Annotated in this window: 2 protein-coding genes and 1 tRNA gene; 2 read left to right on the top strand and 1 reads right to left on the bottom strand. The window is 72.8% G+C overall.

Annotation, left to right across the window (positions count from 1 at the left end):
• Positions 1-181 precede the first annotated feature (181 nt).
• Positions 182-272: transfer RNA gene (locus HG542_RS16515), tRNA-Ser, on the bottom strand.
• Positions 273-482: 210 nt separating this feature from the next.
• Between HG542_RS16515 and HG542_RS16520 the strand changes: the two genes are divergently transcribed.
• Together HG542_RS16520 and HG542_RS16525 are read left to right on the top strand one after the other, a co-directional pair.
• Positions 483-935: an SSI family serine proteinase inhibitor gene (locus HG542_RS16520; protein ID WP_171082117.1), complete on the top strand. Its 453-nt coding sequence runs from the start codon at positions 483-485 to the stop codon at positions 933-935.
• Between the two features lie 157 nt (positions 936-1,092).
• The coding region (locus tag HG542_RS16525; protein WP_171082119.1) for a PAS domain-containing protein at positions 1,093-2,695 on the top strand (1,603 nt) is incomplete at its 3' end.

A 2,695-nucleotide genomic window follows, 5' to 3' on the forward strand; every position in this document is an offset into this window, starting at 1 on the left:
TCGGCTTCCCGGCTTGTTTCCTTGCCGGTCGGCGTTGCGGGAACAACATTACATGAACTGCGCCGGGACACGAAATCCGTTCTGTCCACCCCACCTGACCTGCGAAAACAAGGCAATGGGCCGCGCAAAGGGCAACGCAAAAGGCCCCGGCCGTCGTGATCGACGGCCGGGGCCTTGACTGCGGAGGCGGAGGGATTTGAACCCTCGATGGGATTTAAGTCCCAAACCGCATTAGCAGTGCGGCGCCATAGACCGGACTAGGCGACGCCTCCAGCACACCCGCGCGGGCGCGAGCGTTGGTGCAGATGATGACACAGCTTCGTGCCTCATCACCAATCGCACCCTACGGTACCGGGCTTCCGGCACCCGGGGCAAAGGCGTTCCGGGCGCGCAACGCGCGGCGCACTGGCGCGTTAGACGGGCCGGGGGCGGATCCCCTCCCCCGTGCCGGGCCCCGGCACGCACCCGTCCTTGGAGTCCCGATGCCGCTCCGCCGCCTCGCCCTCGCAGCCGCCGCCCTCGCGGCACCGGCCCTGTTCGCCGCGGGCCCCGCCGCCGCCGGCGCCGCGCCGATCCCGCTGCCCGAGAAGCGGGCCGCCGACCACCTCGTCGTCACCATCAGCCACAGCGGCGACCTGGAAGGCACCTTCCATCTCTACTGCCACCCCGTGAACGGGAGCACCCACCCGCGCGCCGCGGAAGCCTGCAAGCAGCTCGACGGCCAGACGACGTGGGGGAAGGACCCCTTCGCAGCCGTGCCCAAGGACCGGATCTGTCCGATGATCTACGGCGGCCCGCAGCAGGCCCATGTCACCGGCCGCTGGGCGGGACGCCCGGTGGATGCGCAGTTCAACAGGACGAACGGGTGCGAAACGGCCCGCTGGGACAAGTTCTCCATTCTGTTCGGCGAGCCGAAAGCACGTGCCATGGGCTGACACGGGAGGCATGTCCGCACGGTTCGCCACACCCGTCGACCGCCGTCGCGCCCGCCTCGGCAGCCCGTAGACTTCCCCACAGTGACCTGCCGCCGGAGCGGACCGTTCCCCGCCCGGCACGGTCGGCAAGATGGCGGTAACAGGGAGGAAGCGTCTCGTGAGCAGCAGGCCATCCCGAGGCGCTGCTCGCCTCGCAGCCATACTCGACGCCCTCCCCGACGCCCTGTTGCTCGTCAACTGCAACGGCACCGTCGTCAACGCCAACCACATCGCGCTGGAGACCTTCGAGGTGCCCGGCACCGGTCTCGTCGGACGCGGGCTGCTCGATCTGCTGCCGGACTTCGACTCCCGGCGCATCCCCGGTTCCATGCGGCTCCCGCAGGAAGAGGGCGGGCGCACCCGGCCCACCCGCATGATCGCGCGGCGCACCGACGGCACCCGCTTCCCGGTCGAGGTGACCAGCGCCAATCTGGAGGACGGCCGCACCCCCTACGCCGACCCGCAGCCCTACACGGGCGACGAACTGCTGATGATCGTCGTCCGCGATCTCACCGGCACCCTCGACACCGAGGCCGAACTCGCCCGCCAGCAGCGTCAGACCGAGATGATCCTGCGCGCGGCCGCCGAGGGCGTGGTCGGCGTCGACACCGCGGGCAAGGTCGTCCTCGTCAACCCCTCCGCCGCGCAGATCCTCGGCTACCGCGCGAGCGACCTCGGCGGCCGCGAGCTGCACCCGCTGATCCACCACTCGCGCGCGGACGGCACCCCGTTCCCCTACGACGAGTCGCCCATCGCCGACACCCTGCGCTCCGGGCGCAAGCACCGGGTGCGCGGGCAGGTGCTGTGGGCCAAGGACGGCCGCTCGGTGGCCGTCGACCTGACGACCGCGCCCGTGCGCGACGGGGACCAGCTCGTCGGCGCCGTGATGACCTTCACCGACCGGCGCCCGTACGACGCGCTCGCCGCGCGCCACGCCCAGCTGCTCGCCGTCCTGGACGACGCGCTGCGCGGCCCGCTCGCCCGGCTCCGCGCCGAACTCGGCACGCTGGCGGACGACCCCGCGGGCCAGCTGTGGCCCGAGGCCAACCAGATCCTGCACCATCTCGCCGCCGGATACGGGCGGATGACCGCGCTCGTCGACAACGTGCTGGCCTACCAGCAGCTGGACACCGGCGCCGCGAAGCTGGAGCGTACGAAGACCGGGCTCGACGAGGTCGTCGCCGCCGGTGTCGAAGGCGCCGTCGAGCTGATCGGCCCCGGGCGCGCACAGTTCGCGGTGCACGCCCCCGCCATCGAGGCCGAGGTCGACGCGGAGCAGTTCGCCCGGGCCCTCGCACACCTCGTCGCGGACGTGGCGGGCGTCGACGCGACCGGCACGACGGCCGCGGGCGACTCGACGATCGTGGTGGCGGCCGCCCAGCGCGGCGACGTCGTACGCATCGAGGTGCGCGGCCCGCACCCCGGCGGCAGCCCGGTGCACCAGCCGGTCGTGCGCGGCATCGTCCAGCAGCACGGCGGGGTGCTGCAGAAGCACGACCGGGCGTATGTGCTGGAGGTGCCGGTCTCGGCGGACGGCGCCCCCGTCACGGCGTCCGACCTGCGGCCGGACCAGGCCAACGCGAGCATCGGCAGCGGTACGACCGTGATGCCGATGCCCGCGCAGCGTGCGCGGGGGACGGCCGAGCCGACCGGACGGCGGCGCGGCCCCGCCCGCGCCGAGGAGGAGGCCCCGCAGCCGGCCGGCGCGCCGACGGGCCGCC

The organism is Streptomyces morookaense (assembly GCF_013030945.1).
Classification (GTDB): Bacteria; Actinomycetota; Actinomycetes; order Streptomycetales; family Streptomycetaceae; genus Streptomyces; species Streptomyces morookaensis.